General features: G+C 66.8%; 20 protein-coding genes and 1 pseudogene. 10 read left to right on the top strand and 11 right to left on the bottom strand.

What is annotated here, in order from left to right:
* A partial coding sequence (gene istB, locus FGL98_RS23150; protein ID WP_222432364.1) for an IS21-like element helper ATPase IstB occupies window positions 1-750 on the top strand: 750 nt, incomplete at its 5' end.
* Here istB and FGL98_RS23145 read toward each other — a convergent pair.
* Window positions 711-1,136: a hypothetical protein gene (locus FGL98_RS23145; RefSeq protein ID WP_146320961.1), complete on the bottom strand. Its 426-nt coding sequence runs from the start codon at window positions 1,134-1,136 to the stop codon at window positions 711-713. The genes istB and FGL98_RS23145 overlap by 40 nt on opposite strands.
* Before the next feature lie 144 nt (window positions 1,137-1,280).
* On the opposite strand from FGL98_RS23145, the gene FGL98_RS23140 reads away from it, so the two are divergent.
* Window positions 1,281-1,712: a VOC family protein gene (locus FGL98_RS23140; RefSeq protein WP_146320959.1), complete on the top strand. Its 432-nt coding sequence runs from the start codon at window positions 1,281-1,283 to the stop codon at window positions 1,710-1,712.
* Window positions 1,713-1,764: 52 nt separating this feature from the next.
* Here the strand turns inward: FGL98_RS23140 and FGL98_RS23135 are convergent, their stop codons facing one another.
* Complete coding sequence (locus tag FGL98_RS23135; protein WP_146320957.1) at window positions 1,765-2,319, bottom strand: sigma-70 family RNA polymerase sigma factor; 555 nt, start codon at window positions 2,317-2,319, stop codon at window positions 1,765-1,767.
* Between the two features lie 967 nt (window positions 2,320-3,286).
* Between FGL98_RS23135 and FGL98_RS23130 the strand changes: the two genes are divergently transcribed.
* Together FGL98_RS23130 and FGL98_RS23125 are read left to right on the top strand one after the other, a co-directional pair.
* Window positions 3,287-3,934, top strand: coding sequence for a response regulator transcription factor (locus FGL98_RS23130; RefSeq protein WP_146320955.1), 648 nt, complete (start codon window positions 3,287-3,289; stop codon window positions 3,932-3,934).
* 12 nt (window positions 3,935-3,946) lie between these two features.
* Window positions 3,947-5,218 (top strand): sensor histidine kinase, encoded by a 1,272-nt coding sequence (locus FGL98_RS23125; protein WP_146320953.1) that lies wholly within the window; start codon window positions 3,947-3,949, stop codon window positions 5,216-5,218.
* On the opposite strand, the gene FGL98_RS23120 is transcribed toward FGL98_RS23125, so the two are convergent.
* Complete coding sequence (locus FGL98_RS23120; RefSeq protein WP_186526344.1) at window positions 5,154-7,373, bottom strand: C13 family peptidase; 2,220 nt, start codon at window positions 7,371-7,373, stop codon at window positions 5,154-5,156. The two genes, FGL98_RS23125 and FGL98_RS23120, sit on opposite strands and share 65 nt — an antisense overlap.
* A gap of 56 nt (window positions 7,374-7,429) precedes the next feature.
* Window positions 7,430-9,373 (bottom strand): hypothetical protein, encoded by a 1,944-nt coding sequence (locus FGL98_RS23115; protein WP_146320949.1) that lies wholly within the window; start codon window positions 9,371-9,373, stop codon window positions 7,430-7,432.
* A gap of 607 nt (window positions 9,374-9,980) precedes the next feature.
* On the opposite strand from FGL98_RS23115, the gene FGL98_RS23110 reads away from it, so the two are divergent.
* Complete coding sequence (locus tag FGL98_RS23110) at window positions 9,981-10,844, top strand: helix-turn-helix transcriptional regulator (RefSeq protein ID WP_222432363.1); 864 nt, start codon at window positions 9,981-9,983, stop codon at window positions 10,842-10,844.
* A gap of 143 nt (window positions 10,845-10,987) precedes the next feature.
* A complete protein-coding gene (locus FGL98_RS23105; RefSeq protein ID WP_146320945.1) occupies window positions 10,988-11,896 on the top strand; it encodes a hypothetical protein in 909 nt (302 codons plus the stop codon).
* A 197-nt stretch (window positions 11,897-12,093) separates the two neighbouring features.
* On the opposite strand, the gene FGL98_RS23100 is transcribed toward FGL98_RS23105, so the two are convergent.
* Window positions 12,094-12,936, bottom strand: coding sequence for a hypothetical protein (locus tag FGL98_RS23100; RefSeq protein ID WP_146320943.1), 843 nt, complete (start codon window positions 12,934-12,936; stop codon window positions 12,094-12,096).
* A gap of 321 nt (window positions 12,937-13,257) precedes the next feature.
* Window positions 13,258-13,710, bottom strand: coding sequence for a hypothetical protein (locus FGL98_RS23095; protein WP_222432362.1), 453 nt, complete (start codon window positions 13,708-13,710; stop codon window positions 13,258-13,260).
* An 83-nt stretch (window positions 13,711-13,793) separates the two neighbouring features.
* On the opposite strand from FGL98_RS23095, the gene FGL98_RS23090 reads away from it, so the two are divergent.
* The 3 genes and pseudogenes from FGL98_RS23090 to FGL98_RS23080 all read left to right on the top strand — a co-directional run.
* Entirely contained in the window at window positions 13,794-14,030 is a 237-nt protein-coding gene (locus tag FGL98_RS23090; protein ID WP_146320939.1) for a hypothetical protein, read from the top strand.
* Window positions 14,027-14,362, top strand: a complete 336-nt coding sequence (locus tag FGL98_RS23085; RefSeq protein ID WP_146320937.1) for a type II toxin-antitoxin system PemK/MazF family toxin — start codon at window positions 14,027-14,029, stop codon at window positions 14,360-14,362. Before FGL98_RS23090 ends, FGL98_RS23085 begins: the two co-directional genes overlap by 4 nt.
* Window positions 14,363-14,451: 89 nt before the next feature.
* Window positions 14,452-14,619, top strand: a pseudogene (locus tag FGL98_RS23080) (ClpX C4-type zinc finger protein); the annotation flags it as partial.
* Between the two features lie 129 nt (window positions 14,620-14,748).
* On the opposite strand, the gene FGL98_RS25620 reads toward FGL98_RS23080, so the two are convergent.
* The 4 genes from FGL98_RS25620 to FGL98_RS23060 all read right to left on the bottom strand — a co-directional run bounded on the left by FGL98_RS25620 (window position 14,749) and on the right by FGL98_RS23060 (window position 18,573).
* On the bottom strand, window positions 14,749-15,282 hold the full coding sequence (locus FGL98_RS25620) for an AAA family ATPase (RefSeq protein ID WP_186526343.1): 534 nt from the start codon (window positions 15,280-15,282) through the stop codon (window positions 14,749-14,751).
* An 868-nt stretch (window positions 15,283-16,150) separates the two neighbouring features.
* Complete coding sequence (locus FGL98_RS23070) at window positions 16,151-16,843, bottom strand: Glu/Leu/Phe/Val dehydrogenase family protein (RefSeq protein WP_186526342.1); 693 nt, start codon at window positions 16,841-16,843, stop codon at window positions 16,151-16,153.
* Window positions 16,819-17,055: a Glu/Leu/Phe/Val dehydrogenase dimerization domain-containing protein gene (locus FGL98_RS27290; protein WP_425461020.1), complete on the bottom strand. Its 237-nt coding sequence runs from the start codon at window positions 17,053-17,055 to the stop codon at window positions 16,819-16,821. Before FGL98_RS27290 ends, FGL98_RS23070 begins: the two co-directional genes overlap by 25 nt.
* 150 nt (window positions 17,056-17,205) lie before the next feature.
* A complete protein-coding gene (locus tag FGL98_RS23060; protein WP_186526341.1) occupies window positions 17,206-18,573 on the bottom strand; it encodes an NF041680 family putative transposase in 1,368 nt (455 codons plus the stop codon).
* Window positions 18,574-18,652: 79 nt separating this feature from the next.
* Between FGL98_RS23060 and FGL98_RS23055 the strand changes: the two genes are divergently transcribed.
* On the top strand, window positions 18,653-19,021 hold the full coding sequence (locus FGL98_RS23055; RefSeq protein ID WP_222432361.1) for a DUF6788 family protein: 369 nt from the start codon (window positions 18,653-18,655) through the stop codon (window positions 19,019-19,021).
* Here FGL98_RS23055 and FGL98_RS23050 read toward each other — a convergent pair.
* Entirely contained in the window at window positions 18,942-20,162 is a 1,221-nt protein-coding gene (locus FGL98_RS23050) for an IS701 family transposase (RefSeq protein ID WP_146320925.1), read from the bottom strand. The genes FGL98_RS23055 and FGL98_RS23050 overlap by 80 nt on opposite strands.
* Window positions 20,163-20,456 lie beyond the last annotated feature (294 nt).

Genomic DNA, 20,456 nt, shown 5'->3' with positions numbered 1-20,456 from the left:
CTGCCGGCGGACCTGGAAGCGCTGCTGCGACGGCTGCGGTTACCACATATCCGCGGCCTGGCACCCGAGGTCGTGGCCACCGCGAAAGCTCAACGCTGGGAACCAGTCGAGGTACTGCGGGCCTTGTTCACGGCCGAGGCCGCCGGGCGCGAACGCTCCGCGCTGGCGACCCGCCGCGCCGCGGCCGGGTTCCCCACCGGCAAGACCTTCCAGGCATGGAAACCCGAGATCTCCTCGATCCCGGCACCGACCCAGCAGGCGCTACGCACCCTGGAATGGGTCCATCGTCGCGAGAACCTGGTGGTCTGCGGGCCCTCGGGCACCGGCAAGACGTTCCTGCTCGAGGCCCTGGGCCAACAAGGGGTCGAACAAGGATTGAAGGTCGCCTGGTTCACCCTCGAAGGACTCGGCGTCCTGCTACGCCGCCACCGCGCCGACGACACCGTCACCAAGGCCATCGCCAGGGTCCTGCGAGCAGACCTCGTAGTCGTCGATGACATTGGGCTGCTGCCGGTAGCCCAGGACGCCGCCGAGGGCCTCTACCGCCTGGTCGACGCCGCCTACGAGAAACGTTCCATCGCAGTCAGCTCCAACCTGCACCCTGCCTCCTTCGACGAGCTGATGCCCAAAACCCTGGCCACCGCGACCGTGGACCGGCTGCTGCACCACGCCCACGTCTGCCAAACCAGCGGCGACAGCGTGCGCCTGTCTCAAGCACTCTCCGGACAAGGGGTGAGTCCCTTGAACTGAGCAACCAAAGCCGGTGATGGCCAGCACTGGGCAGATCCCATGGCCATCACCGGGCAGAACTCGTGACCGTCACCGAGCAGGTCTCGCGACCGCCTCTGGGCAGAACTCAATGGCCCTTGACACCGTGCGTCGGCGAGGCCGTCCACCAGCGCAAACCCGATCGGCGCGTCTTCGCCGGTGTTCGGGTGTGGCCGCCACGCGAGGTATCCGATCGCGCCCTCATGCGGGAAGGTATTCAGCTCCCGAGCCTGGTACCGACCGTCGGCGTACGGCAGCCCATTTACCACCGGCGCGAGGTCGTTGCGGTAGGCCTGCCACAGCCAGGCGACTATCTGCCACTGATCGTCCTCCACCGGGCGCACGTCGAGCGGCGAGTTCATAGACACGAACGCAGCCTAGGTGAACGACCAATCGAGCTATCGCCGCCGCAAGACGATCCGCGAGTGGTGGCGCAGCCGGGTGCGCTATCAAAGACTGACCCGCGTGGTCGGCCCTGGTGTCTTTGATGCTCGCGCCGTACGGTCGGTGGTATGCCTCTTATCTCTAGTGCTGGCTTCGCTCATGTGCGGTTGACGGTGACTGACATTCGCCGTTCCAAGGAGTTCTACGACCGGGTGTTCGGATGGCCGGTCGCGATCGACGCCTCCGATCAGGCCGACGACCCGGGAGTGAGGACCTCCCGGGAGAAGTTTTACGGCGGCACGGTGTATCAAACTCCGCAGGGCACCTTGTTCGGCTTACGCCCAGTAGGTCACGAAGCATTTGACGCGGACTGCACCGGGTTGGACCACCTCAGCTTCACCGTGACCTCGCGGGATGAATTAGCGGCCGCCGCCACGGCCCTGTCCGAAGCCGGGATCGAGCACGGGCAGGTAACTGATCTTGCCGACGCCGGGCTGGCGATCTTGTCGTTTCAGGACCCGGACAACATCAATATTGAGCTGACGGCTCCGCTGCCGTGACTTAGCGCCCGGTGGCAGGGCGCGGCCACCGTGAGTCCAATCTCATCGCGTGTCATCGATGAGCCGTAGCTGGTGTCACCGACCTCAGTGTGGCCATCTGGGTCGAGGTGTGGCGCCCGAAGTAGATGGCAGTAAACGCGGCCCGCTGGGCCCGAGTCCAGTGCGGCACGGCCTGGCGCAGGCGCTGCCGTGCGAGTCGTTCGGCGTAAGCCGTGCGAAGGCGTCGGCGAGCAGAAGCGTGCCGGCTGCGGCGATCGCCCGGCTCGGCGGCCAGGATCCACGAGATGGCCCGTCGGTGCGCGAGGCGCATGATCCATGCCATCGCATCGTCGGTGGTCGCATCGAATTGGTGGCAGGTGCGTTGTGCGTGCCGGTAGGTTCGTACGGTCAGTTCCTCGGCGTGCGCCCGATCGGTGATTATCGATGACATCAGCCCGAAGACCTGGCACGCGGTCGCCTCATAGAACTGGGCGAAGGCCTCCACGTCATCGCGGGCACTGGCCACCAGGAGCGCCGCCAGGCCACCGGCTGCGGGCGCCTGGGAGCGATCATGGTGCTCGCCCGCGCGGGGCCGCCGGGCCGACCACGGCCTTCGCGTACTTCCCACGTGGCTCCTCCCTCTGGCAACACCCTCAGCGCCATGACGAGCCGGACACCCCAGGCGATCCTCGTTTTCGCGGTAACCAAAGTTTGAAGCCGCCGCCGTGGAACATTCCTGAGCGTATAGGCAACCGGCCGCCCAGGCGGCGCGACGCGCGCCGATGTGATCACAAGCGGCGCGTGGTCTACGACGCCGACCACAATGGCACCTTGGTCAGCCGGCCCCCGCAAGAGGATCGGTCAATGGTCGACCAGATCTACCGATGAGCGGACGTGAGCCAGAGTCTGTCCTACAGTCGACCAATGAGCCGCTGGGATGTCGCCCCGACAGCGTCTCAGCGGTGGATATCGCTGCACCGCACTAGTCTGCGGCTCGGAGTCTTGCTGTTTATGGCTGTGTGTCTCATATTCGGTGTGTATGTACTCGCCACCGAGGGTTTCAGCGGTTCAATATGGGGTGCCGTAGGCGGCTTGGGAGGGTCCCTCAGTGCGTGGGTCGCGACCGGCTCCACTGCTCGCTACGTCGAGAACTGGGACAGGGAGCACGCGTCGGCCGGTCGTGAGTGAAGGCGCCAAGCTGGATGCCTCACGCCGCTTGGCGAACGTTCCTGTGCCGCGACTCGTGCACCACAAGCCCGAACGGTCACCGGTCACGGATGAGGCGATCTCCGACCGGACGGTGCAAACCGCGAGCGAGCCAGCCGACGTTCCGCAGGGGTGTCCTATACGGCACGCCCACGACGGGCGCGGCGTCCGTAGGAGGATCCGCTTGTGACACTCGGTGACTTTTGCCGGGGACAGCATCCGTGGTCGCAGCTGGATAGCCGAGTTCGGTGCATTGGGCCGATGCGAGGGACGGCGGTGTTGCATGCCACGCGCTGAGTTTCTCCGCAGTCGCGGGGTCCAGCGGTTGGTCGCGGCGGCGCTATTGGGCGGGCTGACATCTATGCTGGGCGTGGACGCGGGGAGTGCGAATGTCGGTGTCGGGCAGTTTGGTCACTGTGGTGATCGCCGATGATCATCCGTTCTTCCGCGACGGCGTGAAGCGGGCGCTGGACAACAGCGGGCACATCCAGGTGGTCGGCGAGGCCGGCGACGGACGGCAGGCGCTGGAGATGATTCGTGCCGAGCAGCCGGTGGTGGCGCTGGTCGACTACCAGATGCCCGAGCTGAACGGGATCGACGTGGTGCACGCGGTGATCCGCGACCACCTTCCGACCCGGGTGATCCTGCTGTCGGCGTTCACTGACAGCGCAGTGGTGTTCAAGTCACTGGAGGAGGGCGCGGCCGGGTATCTGGCCAAGGACACGCCCCGCGGCGAGATCGTCGACGCGGTGCTGCGGGTGGCGAAAGGGCAAACCGTGGTGCCAGCTGAGCTGGCGGGCGGGTTAGCCGATCAAATCCGGTTACGGGCTAAGTCCAACACGCCAGTGCTCTCCGATCGGGAGCGGCAGGTGCTGGCCGCGTTCGCGCGCGGGCTCTCCATCCCGCAGACTTCGGCCGAGTTGTTCCTCGGGGTCGCCACGATCAAGACCTACGCCCAACGACTGTACGAGAAGCTCGGCGTCTCGGACCGCGCCGCTGCGGTGGCCGAGGCGATGCGCCGCGGCCTGATCGACTAGCGGGCGGTCAGAATGGCGGATCGGCTCAGTCTCGATGAGCTCGGCAAGGTTGCTGACCTGCGCGAGATCGTGCTGCGGCACGCCTACCGCGGGGTGTGGGTGCAACTCGGGCTGCGCGCCCTGCTTGTTGTGTTCATGGTCCTGACCATCGGCTTCGTCCCGCCAGGACACGACCGGCCGGCGTGCTGGCTGATCGTCGCCGGGTACGCGGTCTGGGCGAGCGCGCTGGCTTGGTGGACGCGTCGTGGCGGACTCGGCCCGGTGCAGTGGATGTGGTTGGCGCTGCTGGTCGACGCCGCCGCGATCGCGGCGCTGACCCTCGTTGCTGGTCTCGCTGCCGAGCAGTCCTGGACGGCCGACGTGCTGATCAACGGTTTCTTCGTCGTCCCGATGCTCGCCGCAACCTCGCTGCGGCCCGCGATCTGCGCGGCGGTCGCGGCTCCGACCGTCGCCGCCGAGCTGGCGGTGAGCATCCTGACTCAGGACGCCAACGCCGAGCCGTGGGCGTCGATCCTGCTTCGTTTCTTGATCATTGCCGGGCTGGCCGCAGGCTCGGTGGCGCTGTCGCGGGTCCAGCTGTCACGAGTGCTCACCATCGGCCAACTCGCACGCGAACGTACCGACCTGCTCACCGAGATCGTCGGCATCGAAGCCCGCGAACGTGCGCTGCTCGCCGAGCAGCTGCACGACGGAGCGTTGCAGTACCTGCTCGCGGCCCGCCAGGACCTGGATGAGGCCCGCACCACCGGGGATCCGGACGCGTTTGCGCGCGTTGCGTTGGCCCTGCGCGAATCGTCGGCGATGTTGCGTTCAACGGTGTCCGAGCTGCACCCCGCCGTGCTGGAACAGGCCGGGTTCGCCCGGGCACTCACCGATCTGGCCACCGGCGTCGCCCGACGCGGCCGGTTCGCCGCTCAGGTCGACCTCAGCGGCTGGCCCGACCGGCCGACCAGCGCCGATCTGGTGCTGTTCGGCGCGGCTCGGGAGGCGCTGAACAACGTGGTGAAACACGCCCGCGCCCGCACCGTGACCGTCACTCTGCGGCTGGATGGGTCGGCGGCGCTACTCGCGGTCGTCGACGACGGGCGCGGCATCCCCGACGGCCTGTTGGATCGCCGCGTGGCGGAAGGACACATCGGGCTGGCTTCGCACCGCGCCCGCATCGCCGCCGCAGGGGGCGAATTGCAGATCGAACCCGGCGCCTCGGCCGGCACCCGGATCAGTGTGCGGCTGCCCCTTGACCCGCACTTGTCGGAGCCGGCGGAGCGACCGATCCGCCGGTGACGAACTCGTTGAGCGACACGGTGGCGGCGTTGCCGAAGCCGGGTCCGTACGCGCTCACGTGCGAGCCGGTGACGGTGAGGTAGAGATGTTGATAGAGCCGGTCGATGGACATGGTCGGGGTCGCGGCCTCTGCTTTCCAGAGCTGGTAGGAGAACTGGTCGGCCAGCCAGGTCTGCCGGTCGGCGTCGTAGTTGGTGCTCAGGGAGTTCTCGACCGGGCTGGCAGCAGAGAGCAGCAACGCGCCGGGGGCGTCGAGGTGCTGGCCGAGCACTCCACCTTCGCAGGCGTCGACGGCGACGAGGATGCGCCGGTAGTGATGGGCGGCGGCCATCGCGGCGATGGTCTGGTCGAGCAGGGCCGGGGTGAGCACCGAGTAGGCGTTGTCCGGGGGTGGGACGGGCTGACCGAGGCCGAGGTAGACGCCGTTCTGGTTGCCGTGCCCGGCGAGGTAGACGTACACGTCGTCGCCGGTACCGGACCGGATGACGGTCGGGGTGCCCGGGGTGGTGTGCCCGGCCAGGATGTCCATCAGCCGCTGGGCGGTCATGCCCTGCAGTGGGTAGTCGATGGGGATCTGGAAGTTGAGGTTGGGGTCGCCGACGGCGTACGGCACTTGGCCCTGGTGTGGATTGTTGCGGTTGTGGGCCAGATCGTGGTCGGAGATCACGATGATGTGCGAGGCGGGGACACGGTCGGCGCGTAGCCGCTGGTATTGGGCCAGCACGTCGGCCTGATGCCGGTAGTTGGTCCAGCCGTCGGAGGCCGCGATCAGCAGGGCCCAGGTGCCGGTCTTCGGCCCGGGCCGGTAGGTGCCGCCCAGTGCGGCGGTGGCCTTCCCGGGTGTGGCCCGGGTGTCGGCTTCAGAGATGCCCTGCCGTGCGGTCCGGAGGTCTGCGGTGGACAGATACCCCGCCGCGGCGAACTGGTCTCCGGTGACGCGCCAATGCTCGTAGGTGGAGGCGACCAGGTCGATTCCGGAGTCCTTGTCGAACGCCCACCGGCCGACAGCCCCGTTGATCGCGGGCAGTCTTCCGGCACGGATCGCCGTCAGTGTGCGTGCCACGCCGTTCCGGTCCCAGCCGGTCGCCGGACCGGTGCCGTGGACGACGCCGCTGATCGCCTGTGCGAGGGCGGCGCCGACCGTGCCGTGGGCGCCGGCCAAGCCGTAGGCGATCAGCAGCACCGAGTCGTAGATGTTGGCGGCGAACGGGGTCGGCTCACGGTGGAACCGGGCGCGGAACGCCGCCGCGAACCCGTTGTTCGGGTCCGGGGCCAGACCAATGCCGTTCAGGCCCTGCGCCTGCGCGCCGAGCGCGGAGATCAGCGACGGGGACTGGGCCGCGTCGGAGAACAGCAGCCGGGGACGGGACCCGGCCGCCCGCCAGGCGCGAGCCATGCAGATCGCCTGGCTCGCATGGTCCGGCACCGCCAGCACCACGTCGGCACCGCTGGACAGAGCCTGCCGCAGCGGGCCCTGGCAGTTCTGTGCCTCCTGGTCGTACCGCTGCGTTGAGGTCACCCGAAGTCCCTCTTCGGTGGCCAGGAAGCCGAACGAGTCGAAGAACGTGGTGCCGTAGGGGCTGTCTCCACTGACCAGCGCCACCGAGCGGGCCCCGTCCCGGGCGGCCACCTGCAGCATGACGCGCATCTGCGCGATGTCGGACTCGACCGGCCGCCACACGTACTGCGGGCGGTCGGCGGAGTAGGCCCGGAACAGGTCCCCGGAGGTCGCCGACGGCGTCACCATGACCTGGTGATGGTCGGCGAACAGGCCGGCGACCTGCAGCGCGTCTTCGGAGTTGCCCGGACCGATCACGGCCGCGATCGAGGAGTCGGCGGCGAATGCCCGGGCCGCGGTGAGCGCGGACTGGCGGCCCAGATCCCGATAGACGAACTGGATGGGACGGCCGTCCACCCCGCCGGCGGCGTCCACGTTCTCCCGGGCCCAGTCCAGCGGGAGTTGCGCACTGACCGCGCCCGGGCCGGTCAGCGGCATCATCACCCCGATCCGCAGCGGCGCGCTCGGGCGGCTACGGCTGCATCCGGTCATCACACCGAGTGCCACCGCAACGCACAGCAGCAGGCCGATTGCCCGGCAGCCGGTCCTGCGCGCGCCATACCCGTCAGGACGAGGCAGTGTCCCTGCGGACGGCATACCCGCGCCCGCCGCCGACATCGGCCGGGGCGGGCGCGGGGTCCTGTCGCTATTGATCAGTGGCCGTGGTTGATGTAGGCCCGCAGCTTGGGCAGTTTGCTGATGGCCTTTTTGCCACTGGCCGCCGTGGGCGACACACCGGCCGTGGTGTTGTTCACTTCCTCGACTCGGTAGGACGTGTTGGACATCGCGTCCACATCCGCTGAGCCCGGCTGGGTGATGGTCACGTTGTTCACCTGGTAACGCACCCCGCCGGCGGTGAAGACGAAGTTGCCGGTGTAGCTGGCGGTGCCGGTCGATGCCTCGATCCACACCGTCTTGCCCGGCGCGGCCTGGATCGTGATGCTCTGGTTGTTGGTCGTGTCCGAGGTCCAGGTCTGCTTCTGGGTGAACTTCACGCTCAGCTCCTGGGAGATGATGCCGGCCAGGTTGAAGCCGACGGTCTCCTGGACCGACCCGCCCAGCGACCAGCTCGACGTCTCCTGATGCGCGACGGTCAGCATCTCGGCGGTCGGGTGTTGCGCGCCCGGATCGGTCGAGACGGATGGCGCTTCCTGACCGGTCTCGTCGTCCACCGGTGCCCAGCTGCTGTGGGCGAAGGTCGGGTCGGCCGTCGGGATGAAGCTGCGGTCGGTGGCGTCCTGGTACTTCTTCAACGCCTCGATCGCGTCGGCCGGGTCGGTCGCCCCGTCGATGGTCACCACCTGACCGGGTGAGGCCGAGATCACCGTGGCCTTCATCCCCGCACGGACGTTGGCGGCGCCAGCCTTCGTCAGGGCCGTGCCACCGGTGGGGCTGTCCGCGGACGCACAGTCGGCGAGCACGCACTCGGTCGCCGAGAAGTCCATCCCCGGCGGCACCCCACCGGCGCCGGTGTTGGCGATGTCACCCATCGAGATCGTGACGTTGCTGAGGTCGAAGGTGGTGTTGTTCGCGGTGGTGAAGACCAGATGACCGGTCATGCTCGAGATCGTGGGTCGCTTGTTGATCCAGCCCGTCTGTCCCGGGTCGACCATGCTGCTGACCGTCGTGTTGACCGAGTCCCCGCTGCCCCACGAGTGGTCGCCGGTGACGGATTCGGCGTCCTTGAACACGACGCCGTCTATGTTGGTCGAGCCCGAGTGGCTGACCTCGACACCGAGGGTGGTGCTCTGTCCCTTACTCGTCCCCTGACCCTTGCCCAGGGTCGCCGGCAGGCTGGAGTAGTTCGTCAGCAGGCTGCTGGCCCGCGTCGTCGGCCCCTTCACGGACGTCGGGCCCTTCACACCCGGATTCGGCGCCCAGTGTGTCTGGGCAGCGATCGCCCGCGGCAACTCGTTGTCCACCGCGTTCGCCGCCGCGGCCGGATCCTGCAGCGCGTCGATCGTGATCGTCGTCGGGGAGTTCCAGATCGCGTCGCCGTGCCGCCCGTACCCGTCCGGGTCCATGGCCATGTGGAAATCCGGCGATTCGGTGAGCTGGAGGTGATGGTTGGCGTCGAACCCCACGTCCTGTGAGTACGAGTAGTACAAGGGGTCGCCGACCTCCTGAGCCCACTCGTTGACCTGCTGGACGTGGGTGTGGCCGGCCGCGTCCTGGAACGTGTAGAGGGTACGCACGAAATTCCGCGCACCCCAAGGGTTGTGCGCACTCCACGTCGCGGTCTGACCCGGCAGCAGCGTCGCCGGCGGCGCACTGTCGTAAGGCCCGACATTTAGTCCCCACGTCCCGTTGGGAACCAACGTCCACGGGTACGGCGTCAGGTTCGTGACCTGGGCGTAGACCCCCGTGCTCGTCGCGGCCTTCAGGCCCCGCGAGCCCAGGTTCACCCCGTTCGCGGCCGGCCGCCGGACCGCGTTACCGGACATCCCGCCCGGGCTGGTGGCCCGGGAGGACGCTGAGCTCCTGGTGGTGCCAGCAGCGTTCGCGTGACCGCCGCCGGCGCAGGCGCCCAGGCCGACCGCCAGCACACTGCACATCCCGGCCACTGCCAGCCTTCCGGTCATCTTGGACGTCGACATCGAGGTCATCCCCTTCGCTTGGTGAGCCACTGCGTGCGGCCCGGTAAATGGTGACGTGAGAAATACTCGCCGCCGACAGCAGTTCGTAACGTCACCCAGTCGGCCGACCCACCGGATGACCCGCCAGTCCACCGATCGGCCGACACGCGGGTCGACCGGGTCGGTCGAGCGCGCTCGCCGCGCAGCCGAGGTGTGGACGCGGAGCGGCAGCCGGCATGACGGGGCGCGCTCATTCGGGTCCTAGCGGGGACGCGGCACCCGGTGAAGGTGTAGGCGCAGGTGACCGTCTGGCGTGGCCTGGACGCATTCGGTGGGCAGTCGCGCCCCAGGCGGTCCCGGGACGGCGGCGGCGCGGGCGAGCAGTCCAACCACGCCCACAGCGCCCGCGCGCCCGCCGACCCTGGACTCCCGTGCCTCCCAGCCCGTCCGGACAAACCGAAATGACCGATTCGCGTCATCTTTCGTTCCGATCGCCCGCTCAGGTCGCGGCCTGCCCGGCCGGGGCCTCGCGCGTCCTGGCCGTCCTAGGATGCCGCGGGCGACGTCGCCGAGGAAGAGGCCTTGGCTTCCTAGGTACGCCAGGGCCACCTTCGGATACGATCGGCTCGTGGATCGCCCGCACCAGCTGGGCCAGTTTGTACGTGCTCGACGCGAACGGATCACGCCCGATGACGTGGGCCTACCGATCACCGACCGGCGCCGCGTGCCCGGCCTGCGTCGAGAGGAGCTCGCGATACTGGCCGGAATCAGCGCCGACTACTTGACCAGACTCGAGCAGGGCCGCGACCACCGACCCTCGGACCACGTGCTCGAGTCCTTGGCCCGGGCGCTCCGGCTCGACGACGACGCCACCCGCTACCTACTCGAGCTGGGCCGTCCAGACGGCCAGATCAGGCAACCTCGTTCGAGCCCCGACGAGGTCGTCGCACCCGAGCTGCAAGAGCTGCTCGACGAGTGGACCACCACCCCCGCCCTCGTCCACGGACGTCGGCTCGACGTGCTGGGCTCGAACGCGATGGCGCGGGCGCTGACGCCGCTGTCCGAACCCGGCACCAACCTGCTGTGGTCGTGGTTCCTGGACTGGGAGGACCGCATTTGGCAACCCGGCATCGACTATGTCCTCACCTTGGCAGTCGCCTACTTCCGCGCCATCGTCGGTGACGATCTCGATGACCCTCACGTGCGGGACCTCGTCGAGGACCTGTCCCAGCGCAGCGGAAAGTTCCGCCACATCTGGGCTCGCCACGACATGCACGCCGCTCTGGTCGGCGAAGGACCGCTGTACGGCCACCCGATACTGGGTGACATCCGTCTGCGCTACCAGACATTCGCCGTCGACGGCACGGACCGGCAGAGGCTTTTCGTGGTGAGCGCCGCTCCCGGCAGCCCAGACGCTCAAGCCCTCGCCCGCCTCCACTCGCGGGTCACAGACGCGCCGCGGACTGACCAGACTGACCCAAGCCGCCCCTGATGCCATCCCGCAAGTCGAACCATCACTGGCGACGGGACGGGGCACCACCGGCCCACCTTCGACCTCCGAGCCAAGCGTCCGCAGTGGTGTGCCATACGGAACACCCCGTCGCCGATTGAGGATCGACAAGTGGGCTCCGTGAAGTGAGCCAGATGGACCGTGTTGTGGGGGCAATTCGGCGTCATCGAAGCGAAACTGGGGACATGGACAAATTCTGGGGGCTTTCGGGCACGGCCTGGACTGCGATATACACGCTCATCACCTTCGGGCTGCTGGTTGTTGCGGTTCTGGCGGCCATCTACGCCAAGCGCCAGTGGGACACGAACAAGGACCAAGCAGAGTCCGCTCGGCGGGCGCAACTCGAAGCGAGCCGCCCTTACGTGATCGCCACAGTCCAACCGTCGGCTGCGAGCCGACATTTGTTCGACCTGGAGGTCCGGAATATCGGGCGTCGTCCCGCCTTGAACGTGACCCTTCGACTTGACCCGCCGCCGAAGAGAGCCCGTGAAACCGAAGGGCTTGAGATTGCGAAGATCAAGATGCTGAACGAGCCCATCACGATGATTGCACCAGACCAGAAGCTGCGCGCCTTCTATGACAACCACATCGAGCGGAAGGACGCGGAGGATCTCCCCTCATCGCATGAGGTCTCACTCACCTATGAGGACACCTCTGGACGTACTTACACCGAGCACTCGGTCATCGATCTGGAAGCCATGCGCGGAACCATGTTCACCGACGTCAAGACGGTGCACAACATCGGTAAGTCCCTCGACGAGATCGGCAAGATCCTCAAGGCAGCCTCAGTCCTGGACCGTCACGGCACTCTGGATGTCGAGGCAGCGACGGAGACGAGGGAGAGTCGTGGACTTCGGGTGGAGCGGGAGAACTACGAGGCGCTCGTCCAACATCTCCATCTTGTCCGGAGGGTAGCGCCGGACAGCTCCTCCACCTCTGAGATCGAGGCCAAGATCGCGGACTGGGAAGCCCGCCGTGTCGGCTCGTCCGGGCCAGGTCGGTCTGAGGTTGATACCCCGCCCGACGGGGAGTAGCGAACATCGCCGGGTGCCGATCGACCTACGGAGACGAGCCGGCCGGTCGTGGCGCTGCCCCGGTTCGTGACCCTGCCGGATCATCTCTTGCCCCGGCTGGGGAGACTCACGTCGAAGTGCTGCCGGTCTCGGTCGTCGCGATGAGCGTGCGTCGATCAAACACTCGGCGTGATGGGTGCGGTGTCACCCGAACGGGCCTAGATCAGACAGCGACGTGACATGCGCCGGCCCGGCGCACGGGACTGAACGATGGCTTGCCGCACGGACATGACAGATCGGGGCGAGTGCCAGCATTGATTGGGTTTGTTGAGCACCCATCCTTTTCCGAGGGTGATGCACGCGTGCTGGACCAGTTGGTCGGCTGATCGCCACACCATCACGGTTCCAGGTTCGTCATCGCGGCCTCCAGGGCGGGTGCGAGTCGAGAGGAACTCTTCAAACGGCTCCCGCTGCACCCATTCTTCCGCGACCGCAACCGGGTCTGCTGCGGCCAGGACGGTCGAGAAGCAGTTGGCGTCTTCCCCGAGTGCGAAGGTGCCGGCGATGGCGCGCGCTCCCGGCAGGATCGATTCGCAGGCCGACCACACCGATTCGGGGACTTCGTCATGACGAGACCCCTTGGCGCCGTCTTCGATGTAGCTACGTAGGGCCTGGCTCTCGTGGCCCTGGATTAGGGACGGCCACCATACGAATCGATGCCCGTCCGCTTGGAGCCGCACCTCCCGAAGTTCGGGCCACGCTCGGACGGTTGGGACCAGGTCCCTAGCGCCGACCTGCGCGCGGACGAGCCGGGCACGCACGAGCTGTGACAGCGCGAAAAAGGTCTCCTCATCCAGCATCACGTGGGGTTCGGCGGCACCAGATCCCCATCGTCCGAATGTGTCGCAGGTCGCCTTGATCGGCTCTGTCGAATGCACAACTGCGCCGGTCTCGGCGAGTAACGTCTTCGGCCCCCAGAACGGTTGATGGGCCGGGGCAAGGAGCGCCGACATCCGGTGCAGCTCCGGGGCCGTCACAGTGACGTTGAGGACTCGCTCCATGCGGCGATCATATGGGCCGCTCGTGCTGCGCGGAGCGCGTACCCGGTCGGGTCGCGCGGTCATCCCGCCGAGCATGCGCAACCGCTACTTGACGCCGTGAGAAGACTGCCGAGTAGCACCGCGATTCACAGCTGTAAACGCCAAATCCTTCGTGTGCTCATTAGACGTACCGCAAGACGAACCATCAACGGCGACGAACCGGGCGATCTCCGAGCACGCCGGAGGCCGTTCCGCAGAGGTGCTCCATATGGACGTCCACGCCGATGACGGCGCACCGTATGGGGATCCCCGCTATCGGTCACCTTGCAAAGGACCCCGGAGTCAGGTGGGTGTTGCCAACCATTCATTCACCGTGGCCACCCGTTGTATCGCCGGATGGTAGTAGAAGACGCTCTCATGCTGGATCGCCCCGATAACAACGATGCGCACATGCTCACCGCGACAAGCCCGAGCGAGGGCAGCGCCAAGCTCGACAAACATCCCACGACCGTCGTGTTCCGACGCGACAATCAGGACGGCGTCGGCGACGAGTACGGCGTCCAGGTCGGCCATCGCGATTTCGGCCGAGTCCGCCGGGCGGGACCCATAGTCATCCACAAAGGCCACATCTGGACCCCGGCTCCAGTCGAGCGGGAGTTCATGGCCGGCTGCCACAACGGCAGATTGCACCGATCGGACGTTCTCGATATCGGCCAGCGGTCCAGCCACATAGATCCTCACGGCTGTAAAGATCTCATCGGCTACCGACAACTCACTCCGCAGCGCAGCTGCCATGGCCCAGCGCCGGTGCTAGATCACTCGTTCCGATTGCGGATCGCGAAATGGGACACTTGTCTACATTTCGTCTACACTGAGGTATGGCTTCCGTAGACACCACCACCGTTCGTGTTCGCCGACCAGACTCCGAGCGGCTGCAGTCGCTCGCCAAGGACCGGCAGACCGCGGTTATCGATGTGCTGCACGCGGCGATCGACGCCTTGGAGCGGCAAGAGTTTCTTCGCGGCCTGGGTCAGGACTACCAGCGGCTGCGTGATGACCCCGAGCGCTGGGAGCAGTACCTGGCCGAGCGACAGGAGTGGGACGCCCTCGCGTGATCTGGCGCGGGGAGGTCTATGACATCGACCTGGGCCAGCCAGTCGGTCACGAGCCGGCCTTCCGGCGGCCAGCCGTGGTGGTCTCGGTCAACATCTTGAACAACAGTCCCGGCCAGCTGGTCATGGTCGTGCCGATCACCTCGGCAGCCTACGGACTGCGCAGCCACGTCGAGGTCGAGCAGGGAAGCAGCGGGCTTGACCACACCTCCTACGCGCGCTGCGACCAGCTGCGCGTTATCTCGACCGCACGGTTGTCGTCTCGTCGGGGAATCATCGCCCCCGATCAGATGAATGCCATCGACCAAGCGCTGCGATTCGTCCTCGACCTATGACCAGACGGCCTGCCCCAGAGAGCGATCGCCCTGCGGTGTCCCCGTCAGCGGGACGGCACATCGCACGCATTCAGGCCTACTCTGGTGGCATGCCCAGGCACGTGCACTCAGTACCGCGAGGGGGCACCTCGCTGCGCTGCTCCTTCTGCGGGAAAGACAAGAGCACCGTAGACAAGCTGATCGCCGGGCCCAACGGCGTCTTCATCTGCGACGAGTGTGTACGCCTATGCGACGAGATTCTCGACGAGGAACAGGCCCACACCGAGTAGTCGTAGAGACGGATAGGGAGATCCCCGCGTCCCGAAAGCGGATCGCCTTGTGGCATGCTCCGCATGCCGATCGCCTTGTGGCATGCTCCGCATGCCGATCGGTGAACGGGACGCAGCTCAGGGATCCATGAGTGTTAGTGACCCGCTGATCATCCGGTCGTGGATCGCGGCCGCAGTGTCCTCGGGGTCGGCAGGTGGATTCGCGAGAACATGCCGCTTCTCGATCTCGGCACTCGTGAACTGCTGATGCATGTGGCGAGTTGCGTCGAGGTCGGTGAAACCATGACCGGTACGCGCCTGAACTCGGCGCACGCACACCCGCACTGATGGCAGCAATACGACGTAGTGCAGTCCTGGGAGCCTGGTAGCGGCACTGAACACGGGCACGAACCACGGGTCAACCATCCCGTCGTACACGACGGTATAACCGCCAGCGACAAGCTGCCCAGCTGCGGCTGCGGCGGCTTGGACAACAGTCTCGTTCTGCGCGTGGGCTTCGGGAAGCCAGGGCGAGATCAAGTCATCGCCCAAGAGCCCAAAGAAATCGTCCCCTGCCACCACAGCACTGGACTCGAAACGATTGGCAAGAAGAGAGGCCACCGTTGACTTGCCCGCACCGGGCGGCCCCGTCACAACGATCAGATCTGCCACGAGGCCATAATGTCCGATCCCACAACGCGGTGCTCTCTCCCGCAACACGATGGCCCGCCATGGGGAAGGACCGTAAGCCGATCGACCTACGGTCTTGTCAGTTCTCGTGCTGCCTGCTCGATGAACTGACAGGCACGCTGCGTCCACGATCCGAGTTCGCGGCCGGCGGCCTGCGCGGTGAGAGCCTCTTGGACGAGCCGGTCGTGACCGTGGTGTCTGGCCCACCAGTGGCCGCCAGCGATCTTGGAGAGGATGAGACCATCGGTCGCGTACGCCGCGAGGGACCTGCCCCACCACCTGCCCGGTGGGCGTCCCGAGGATCGGGACACCTGCCTGGCGAGTCACGGCGTAATGCGCGCACAGGTCAGGATCTCCGCCCATCTGAGGAAGCACGACCTTGGTCGGGCTGGCCACGTGCAGTAGGAACGGCCACGGCGGTGCCGGGTCCGCCGCATCACATGGTGCGACCACGGACAGTTCCAGCGGAAAGTCGGTCGCTGCCGACAAGAGCGCGTGGCCTAGCTCGGGCCAGTTCGTGGCACCCTCGCCGACGACGAGCACGTCCAGATCAGAAGCGTAGGTGAATCCGCCAAGGGCGGCCGAGCCATGCACGGACACGCCGGTCAGCACCGGCAGATGCGCGGCGCACACCTCGGCGATCCTGTGAGCCTGCCGCCTCCACGCATCACCGGACGTAGCCATGACACCAAGTATCGGTGGCCACAGCGGCCAGCCACACCAAACAGTCGACTACTCCGTCGACTCGATCCCGCAGGGCGATCGTCACGCAGCGTGACCGTACACCGATCGGTGCACCGTCACGCACCGCGTGACGATCGAGAAGCGGACGGTGACGCGAGCTAACCAATCAGTGTGTTGGGTTGGTGGAGCTGCCGCTGAGTCGGTCTTCGGCTATGGCGGTCGCGGCCTGGACGGTGGTGACGTTGTCGGTCCGGGAGCGTTTGAGCACGCGGATCAGCGCGTCTGCGATACCGCGCACGCGTCGCTCGGCGTGGCTCGCGTTGTGTCCGCGTAGTTGTTCTTCGAGGTAGATCAGGCCGCCAGCGTTCGCGAGGAAGTCCGGCGCGTACACGATTCCTTGAGCAGCCAGATCAGCGGCTCGGTCAGGGTTGTCCAGAACGTTGTTAGCACCGCCTGCGATGATGCGGCATGCCAGCTCCGGCAAGGAGCGTTCGGTTACGACAGCACCGAGCGCGCAGGGCGCGAGGACATCGCAGCGAGTGCGGTGCGCCTCTGGTGCCGGAACCACCGTCGCTCCCAACTGATCGGCGACACGCTCGGCACGGGCCGACTTGATGTCCGCAATCAGCACGTGCGCGGACTCCGCCGCCAGCAGCCCGGACAGTTGCGCACCCACGTTCCCGGCGCCCTGCACGAGCACGGTGCGGCCCGCGAGGTCTGCGGTCCCGTCAAGGTGCTCAACACATGCGCGAATCGACTCCAGTACACCCAGCGCCGTATAGGGCGATGGGTCGCCCTGAGCGCAGACCGGCGATGCCTCACTGGCAATGATCTTCAGATCCTCTTGCGTACTGCCCACATCGTTGACCGGAATGAAGCGACCCCCAAAGTGGCGATGAATCTGCCATGCGCGCGCACAGCATCCTCGGTCTTGTCGCGATCCGGGTGGCCAATCATGATGCTCGCGCCCCCGCCGAGGTCGACGCCGGCCGCCGGGGCCTTCAATGTCATGGCTCTCGCCAGGCGCAATCCATCGTCGATCGCAGCGGCTTCCCCGTCACATGGCCACACCCTCACCCCGAACGGTTCGTCACCCAGGTCGATCCGAAAATCCTTGACCTTCCCGAGGACGCGTGGATCAACAAACCCGAACAGGAGGCCGACGAGTCAGCTGCTTAAGTCCCAGTGGCCTCAACTTGCGATTAAACCTTGGACTCGGTGTCACGCGGCTTTCTTGATGGCTGGATAGCGGGTTCGGGGTGGTTTGCTGGTTCCTTTGGGGCGTCCATGGCCGGGGCTGCGGGATTTTGGTGGACTGGCTGGAGTGCCCAGTGTTGTGGCAAGTCGACGAAATCCTCGTCGGACCCGGGCGGGCGTCAGCCTCCCGGGTGGGCGGCGTCGTTCCCAGGGCAGGCGCAGGTCGGCTACGAGGGTGCGGGCCAGGCGCAGCTGGGTATACGCCGCGAGGATCGGCCAGGTCCATCGGTCGGCCTGCTCGGGAGTGCGCAGCGCGGGCGTAGTCCAACCCAGTGTGTTCTTGACAAATCTGAAGCCGTGCTCAATGTCGAAGCGGCGCAAGTATGCTCGCCAGCAGACGTCCAGATCTAGGTCGGGTCCAGCAGCCCAGAGCCACAGCGTCTTCTTGGTCCGGGAGGTGGGCTTGGGCAGGTGCTCTACCTCGACGCGGATGATGGTGCCACACACGATCGGTAGCTGCTCAAGATCGGTCCAGTGCCCGCGTCGGCCGAGCTCGGGATGCAGCCCGTGCCAGGCGGTGACGTTCACGGCGCCGTAGCGGGAGTCCTCGGCGGTCAGGGTCTGGTCGGGCGCGGGCCAGGTGTCTGGCTTGGACAGCTTGACCCGGTCGCCGTGGCGGCGAGGCAGCCCACGGGTCCCGGGCTGACGCTCGGGCGGGTCGGTGTAGAAGACCCGGTCATCGCGGATCCGCACGACCAGGTCGGCGCGCACGTCGGTCAGCTCGTGCGTCAGCGCGGGCGCGTCGTACCCGGCGTCGGAGACGAATACCGGTGTGGCCTCGGTGTGTCCGAGCCGATCGACCAGATCACGGGCCTGGTCGGTGGTGACCCGCACGGCATCATCGGCCGGTGAGATCCGGCGCGCGTCCATCGGCGCGGTCCACGAATCGTTCGCCCAGTCCAGTCCGGTGACCCACTGGTAGGACCAGCCGGCCACGATCGGCTTGCCCGCCGAGTGCTTGGACGCGGAGTAGTAGAACCCCCGCTCGGGTGAGGTCTCCGCGTCGCAGCGCGCCCAGGTCGAGGCGTCCACCGCGAAGACCAGCGGCCAATCGGGTGGGCGGTCCTTCGCCAGCAGGTCGCGCAACGCGTCGGCATCGACACGGCCCTGGTCCAACGCCTTGTACAGGCTGCCGTGGGAACGGCGGAAGACCGGTTCCAGGCTCAGCCCGGGCACGGAGACGACGGGGGCCGGCGCGCACAAGATCGCGTCGGTCAGCTCGAACAGTGCATCGCCCCAGCTGGTCAGGGATCGGTGGAAGCGGGAACGGAACTCGGTCAGCGTCACCACGGGTGGGATGGCCGTGGCGAGGCGGGAGCGGCGTGTGCTCATCAGCATTCAATCCAAACAGTAGTTATACTGTCTGGTGGAGTGCTGGCAGAATCACTGCGACACGCCGAAAGGATCCACATTGGCGCGATCAACCGCACAGCAGCTGGCCACCTACCAACGCCGATACCGCGAGCTCGCAGCCCAGCTCGCCAATATCGGCTACATTGCCGCGGGCAGCATCACCTGCCGCTACACCCGCTGCGGCACCCCGAGCTGCCGCTGTCACGCTGATCCCCCACGCATGCATGGGCCGTACTGGCAGTGGACAGCCAAGATCAACGGCAAGACCGTCACCCGGCGGCTAAGCCAGACCGAGGCCGAGCTCTACCAGGAATGGATCGACAACGACCGCCAGCTACGCGCCATCATCACCCAGATGCGCCACGTAGCAACCAAGGCCACCGAACTGACCATGCAAGAGACCAAGAACAAGGCCGCCAAGGTTTAATCGCAAGCTCAAACATCTTGACAAATTCCGTTAGGGTTCGGCGGAGCTTGGCGAGCATGTCTTCGAAGGCGGGTTCGGTGTTGGTGTACCAGGGCTCGGCGGCGTTTCGCCCGGCTAGGTCATCCCGGTGGTAGCCGATGGTGGCGTACCAGCAGGTGACCAGTGTCTGGACCAGGAATCCGAAGGGCACGGTCCGCTCGACCGGGTGGGCCACCCGGTTGCGGGCCTGTCCGACTCCGAGGACCTGTTTGCCGGTGGCGTTGGCTACTTCTATGGACCAGCGCTGGGCGTACCGGGCAACGATCTGCCCGGCGGTGGCCGAGGTGTCGGTGGTGAACAGGGCCAGGTCGTATCCGGTGGTGCTGCCGGGGTCACGCACCAGGACGAGCCGTCCGGGCGTATCGGCGAACGCGCCGTACCACAGGCAGGCGAGGGTCGCGGCCTGAATGGTGTCGGTGTGCCCGTACCGGTCTACTCGCACGGTGTGCCAGCGCTCGGTGGCGGCCAGGTCAGTGGGTGTGCCGGGTCGGTGGCCCTTCTTGCGGGGCCGCCCGCGCCGGTCGGTGCGTGGTGGCGTTGGCCGGTACAAGGCCGCGTTGACCGGCAACCGGGTGGTCATCGTGGCGTCTGCCACGCTCAGCGGCGTGCCGTGGTAGGCGGCATCTCCCACCACGTGAATCACCCTGTCGGGGAACGTATCTGTCAGCAGGGAGATCATCTGCCCGGCCAGCTGCACTGGAGAGGTGGTGTGTTTGCCCGCCCACAGCCGGAACAGGACCGGCAGGCAAGTCGGGTGGCTGGTGAACGAGAGCTGGACCACGATTCCGGCGACCACACGCCGGTTCCCGCGGCCGAGCTTGGCCGGCCCTTGCGCGGCGCCGTCGTGGGTCCAGAACGCGTGATGCACCTTCTTGCCCCACCGGCGGAACAAGGTGTCGTCGACGGCAACGGTGATCGGCGCGCCAGCGGGCAGCAGCCGGTCCACGACCAGGCGGGCAACGGCCAGCCCGAGCCGATCGACCTCCCACTGATCCTGGGAGAAGAACCGGCACGCCGAGTGGAACGAGATCACCGCGCTCATTCCCGCCCCGGTGAGCATGCCGACCACGGTGCGCCGCGAGGGTCCGAGCGACCAGACCAGTGGCCAGCAGCACGAACAGCCCGAACGTGCCCGAGCGGCGAAACACCGGGCGCAGCGGCAGGAGCACCTCCAGCCAGGAGGGCGGTAGGGTCATGGAGCGGCGCATCGGCAGCGGTTTGGAGATCATTGCCGATGCTCCTCACATTCGGCACCGCCTGATCGCGCCGACACGCCGACGTCCCACCAGAAACATGGACATCAGCAGTCACAGGCCGTGCGGCCAAGACGGCCCAACTGCGAATCTCGAGATTCACCCACCACCATATGAAAGGTTTGTCGCAGACTCACCAAAAA

Source organism: Leekyejoonella antrihumi (assembly GCF_007845645.1).
Taxonomy (GTDB): domain Bacteria; phylum Actinomycetota; class Actinomycetes; order Actinomycetales; family Dermatophilaceae; genus Leekyejoonella; species Leekyejoonella antrihumi.
The sequence above is the reverse complement of the archived record's forward strand: the minus strand, read 5'-3'. Positions and strand labels throughout refer to the sequence as shown.